Origin of the sequence: Gemmatimonas sp., assembly GCF_044345575.1 — a bacterium.
Taxonomy (GTDB): domain Bacteria; phylum Gemmatimonadota; class Gemmatimonadetes; order Gemmatimonadales; family Gemmatimonadaceae; genus Gemmatimonas.
In genome coordinates this window covers 1-3,889 of the sequence record NZ_JBIJAW010000303.1, presented here as the reverse complement: position 1 = coordinate 3,889, position 3,889 = coordinate 1, and the positions used below count along the sequence as shown (strand labels likewise).

Genomic DNA, 3,889 nt, shown 5'->3' with positions numbered 1-3,889 from the left:
TGCGTGCCGTGTGGCCCGGCCATCTGCCCATGTCGGTGCGTATCTCCGCTCATGATTGGGTGGCGGGCGGCATTACGCCCGCCGACGCCGTGGAGATCGCGCGCGCCTTCAAGGCGGCCGGCGCCGATCTGATCGACTGCTCGTCGGGGCAGGTGAGCAAGCGACAGAGGCCCACGTATGGACGCATGTTCCAGACGCCCTTCGCCGATCGCATCCGGCAGGAGGCCGGTATCGCCACCATCGCGGTGGGGGCCATCAGTGAAGCCGACCACGTGAACTCCATCATCGCGGCGGGACGCGCCGATCTGTGCGCGGTCGCCCGCCCGCATCTCGCCAACCCGGCATGGACGCTCACCGAGGCGGCGCGCATCGGCTATACGGCGCTCGCGTGGCCCAAGCCGTACCGGTCGGCCAAGGCGCAACTCGAGGCGGGCTTCGCGCGCGAGAAGGCGCAGCAGGCACCGCCACCGGCCGGTGGATTTCCCGCCGGTCCCACCGCGAGCCGAGGGCAGCCATGACCACCCCCGCGATGAGGCCAGCCCAGCCGCACGCCGTGATCACCGGTGCGGCCGGTGGCATCGGGGCCGCCATCGCCAGGCGGCTGGCGGCTGATGGCTGTGCACTCACGCTGGTGGGTCGCACGGCGGCCTCCTTGCATGATCTGGCTGCTACCATTGCCACCGAATGCCGGGTGGTCGTGTGCGATGTGGCCGATGCTGACGCCGTCCGACAGGCTTTCGGTGCGTTGCCGCCGGTGCACGTGCTGGTCAACAACGCGGGGCAGGCCGAAAGTGCGCCGGTGTCGCGCACCAGTGATGCACTCTGGGAGCGCATGCTCGCGGTGAACCTGAGCGGCACCTTCTACTGCACCCGCGCCGTCCTCGACGGCATGCGGCAGGCCGGGTGGGGGCGGGTGGTGAACATCGCGAGCACGGCGGGGCAGCGCGGCTATGCGTACGTGGCGGCCTATGCCGCTGCCAAGCACGGAGTGGTGGGCTTCACACGATCGCTGGCGCTCGAAGTGGCCGCCGCGGGAATCACCGTGAACGCCGTCTGTCCCGGCTTCACGGATACCGACATGTTGGCGCGCAGCGTGGCCAACATCGTGGAGAAGACCGGGCGCAGTGAAGAGGAGGCGCGTGCCCAGCTGGCGGCGCTCAATCCGCAGCGGCGCTTCGTCACGCCGGACGACGTGGCCGCCAGCGTCGCGTGGCTGTGCACCGATGGTGCCGCCGCGGTGACCGGCCAGTCGATCTCCGTGAGCGGCGGCGAGGTCATGTAGCATGGCGCCCCGCAAACGCTTTGCGCACGTGCATGTGGTGGACGAGGAACAGCTGGGCCAGGAGGCCCGCGTACAGTCGTCTGACCACTCCGCGGTGCGCCTGTGGCTGCGGCTCCTCTCGTGTAGCACGCAGATCGAACAGGAGATTCGCGCGCGGCTGCGCGAGCGCTTCGGCATGACGCTGCCGCGCTTCGATTATCTCGCGCAGCTCGAGCGCCATCCGGAGGGGCTCCGCCTCAACACCCTGTCGCGCAATCTCATGGTGACCGGTGGCAATGTCACACTGCTCACCGAGCAGCTGGTGGGGGACGGCTGGGTGGATCGCAGTACCGATCCCGCCGATCGTCGCTCCACCCTCGTCTCGCTCACGCCGCGGGGACGCGCGCAGTTCCTGCGCATGGCCGCCGAACACGAGCAGTGGCTCGTGGAGCTCTTCGAGGGGTTCGGTGGTGCCCATCGCGACGTGCTGTACGAACAACTTGGCCGCTTGCGCGCGCATCTGTCGCCGCGCGCTACGTCGACCTTCTCGCGCAAGGAGCGCGCTTCATGACCGCACTGCCCTCGGGGTTCGAGTCGGGAACCCGGCTGACCATGGCTTCGCACGCGCCCACGCATTTTCAGTGGGAGCTTAACGACGGTGTGGCTACCGTCACCCTCAATCGGCCCGACCGAAAGAATCCGCTCACCTTCGAGAGCTACGCGGAACTGCGCGATACCTTCCGCGCGCTGCGCTACGCCGATGATGTGCATGCGGTCGTGCTCACCGGCGCCGGCGACAATTTCTGCTCGGGCGGTGATGTGCACGAAATCATCGCCCCCCTCGTGGCGATGACGGCCCCCGATCTGCTGCGATTCACGCGCATGACGGGTGACCTCGTGCTGGCCATGCGCGCCTGTCCGCAGCCCATCGTCGCGGCGGTCGACGGCGTGTGCGCCGGCGCGGGCGCCATCATGGCCATGGCCTCGGATCTCCGCCTTGGCACGGCGCGCGCCAAGACGGCTTTCCTCTTCAATCGCGTGGGATTAGCTGGTTGCGACATGGGCGCGTGTGCCATGCTGCCGCGCATCATCGGGCAGGGGCGCGCCAGTGAGCTGCTCTTCACCGGTCGCAGCATGTCGGGCGAGGAAGGGGAGCGGTGGGGCTTCTTCAACCGGCTGGTGAATCCCGAGGCGCTGCTCGGCGAGGCGGTGACGACTGCAGCGGCGCTGACGCGGGGACCCACGTTCGCCAATGGACTCACCAAGACCATGCTGCATCAGGAATGGGGCATGACGATCGAACAGGCCATCGAAGCCGAGGCGCAGGCACAGGCGCTGTGCATGCTCACGCAGGACTTCCGTGCCGCCTATCACGCCTTCGTCGCGAAGGAAAAGCCGGTGTTCACGGGACGATGAGCATGCAACACAGAGACCATCTCGCGTGGCCGTTCTTCGCACCGGCACACGCTGATCTCGCGGCCCGCCTCGATGACTGGGCGGCCGAGCATGTGGCGCATGTGCATACGGGCGATGCCGACGCCGACTGCCGCGCGCTGGTGCGCATCCTTGGTGCTCATGGCTGGTTGTCGCACGCCGTCGCGGGTACGGTGCACGGCGGTGCGGCCGAGACCATCGATACGCGCACGATCTGCCTGCTGCGCGAAACGCTGGCCCGGCACAACGGCCTCGCCGACTTCGCGTTCGCGATGCAGGGGTTGGGGTCGGGTGCCATCAGTCTCGACGGGTCGCCTGAGCAGCGCGCGCGCTATTTGCCGCGCGTGGCGTGTGGCGAGGCCATCGCCGCCTTCGCCCTGTCAGAGCCCGACTCCGGCTCGGATGTGGCCGCGATGCAATGCGGTGCCGTCCTCGACGGTGATGCGTACGTACTGAACGGCGAAAAGACCTGGATCTCCAACGGCGGGATCGCTGACTTCTACGTGGTCTTCGCCCGCACGGGTGAGGCAGCGGGGGCGCGCGGCATCACGGCGTTCGTCGTGGACGCCGAGACGCCGGGGCTGACGATCGCCGAGCGCATCGACGTGATCGCGCCACACCCGCTGGCCCGCTTGCAGTTCAGCGATTGCCGCATTCCTGTGTCGCAGCGACTTGGCGAGGCAGGGGGTGGCTTCAAGGTGGCCATGCGCACGCTCGATGTGTTTCGCACGTCGGTGGCGGCCGCCGCGCTGGGGTTCGCCCGCCGCGCGCTGCAGGAGTCGCTCGAACGTGCGACCACCCGCCGCATGTTCGGTGGCGTGCTGGCCGACTTTCAGCTCACGCAGGCGAAGCTCGCCGACATGGCCATGCAGGTGGACAGCGCTGCGTTGCTCACGTATCGCGCCGCCTGGCAGCGCGATCAGGGGCGCAACGTCACGAGTGAGGCGGCGATGGCCAAGTATGTCGCCACCGAAGGCGCCCAGCGTGTCATCGATGCCGCCGTGCAGCTGTGGGGTGGCATGGGAGTGGTGCAGGAAGTGCCGGTGGAGCGGTTGTATCGCGAGATCCGCGCGCTTCGCATTTACGAGGGGGCCAGTGAAGTACAACAGCTCATCATCGCCCGCGAACTACTCAAGTCGTACGCCGCGATTTCGTCGGCCACCAACGCCTGATCATCATGCCCAGCGCGCACGT

At 68.1% G+C, this 3,889-nt stretch carries 4 protein-coding genes and 1 pseudogene; all 5 read left to right on the top strand.

The window, feature by feature from the left end; genetic code table 11:
• Positions 1-518: pseudogene (locus tag ACIQ6O_RS14055) on the top strand (bifunctional salicylyl-CoA 5-hydroxylase/oxidoreductase); the annotation flags it as partial.
• Positions 515-1,282 carry an SDR family NAD(P)-dependent oxidoreductase gene (locus tag ACIQ6O_RS14050; protein WP_396208408.1) on the top strand — a complete coding sequence of 256 codons (768 nt, stop codon included), beginning with the start codon at positions 515-517 and terminating at the stop codon, positions 1,280-1,282. The pseudogene ACIQ6O_RS14055 and the gene ACIQ6O_RS14050, both read left to right, overlap by 4 nt.
• A 1-nt stretch (position 1,283) precedes the next feature.
• A complete protein-coding gene (locus ACIQ6O_RS14045; RefSeq protein ID WP_396208407.1) occupies positions 1,284-1,832 on the top strand; it encodes a MarR family winged helix-turn-helix transcriptional regulator in 549 nt (182 codons plus the stop codon).
• 41 nt (positions 1,833-1,873) lie between these two features.
• The gene (locus tag ACIQ6O_RS14040) at positions 1,874-2,677 is read left to right on the top strand and encodes an enoyl-CoA hydratase family protein (protein ID WP_396208410.1); all 804 of its coding nucleotides are present in this window, start codon (positions 1,874-1,876) and stop codon (positions 2,675-2,677) included.
• A gap of 2 nt (positions 2,678-2,679) precedes the next feature.
• Positions 2,680-3,867: an acyl-CoA dehydrogenase family protein gene (locus ACIQ6O_RS14035; protein ID WP_396208409.1), complete on the top strand. Its 1,188-nt coding sequence runs from the start codon at positions 2,680-2,682 to the stop codon at positions 3,865-3,867.
• The last annotated feature ends 22 nt before the right edge of the window (positions 3,868-3,889 follow it).